The organism is Pseudoalteromonas sp. S4492, from assembly GCF_005886115.1.
Classification (GTDB): domain Bacteria; phylum Pseudomonadota; class Gammaproteobacteria; order Enterobacterales; family Alteromonadaceae; genus Pseudoalteromonas; species Pseudoalteromonas gelatinilytica.
Genome location: NZ_PNCP01000101.1, coordinates 1 through 328 on the forward strand (window position 1 = coordinate 1; position 328 = coordinate 328).

A 328-nucleotide genomic window follows, 5' to 3' on the forward strand; every position below is an offset into this window, starting at 1 on the left:
ATTCTGATTAGGTGGCATAAGGTATTTAAAAGTACATTCTTATGTCAACGATTCTTAAATGGCGAATTACTAACACAAGCCGAACTCGTTGCGGTTAATGCCAGAGTTAATTTATATCGAGAACGACTCAGCAGTATTAGTTGGTTTATGCGTGTGCTTAATGAGAGCATTGCACGAAAAGCGAATCTAGAAGATGGATGCAAAGGGCGGTTTTGGGAAGGTCGCTTTAAATCACAAGCTTTACTTGATGAAGCTGCACTTGCCGCTTGCCTTGCGTATGTTGACCTAAACCCTGTAAGAGCAAAAGTGGCTGATTTACCCGAAGATT

The 328-nt window shown here is 41.2% G+C and carries 1 protein-coding gene; it reads left to right on the top strand.

Annotated elements, in window-relative coordinates; genetic code table 11:
* On the top strand, positions 1-328 hold a 328-nt coding region (locus CWC28_RS20915; protein ID WP_502704938.1), incomplete at both ends, for a transposase.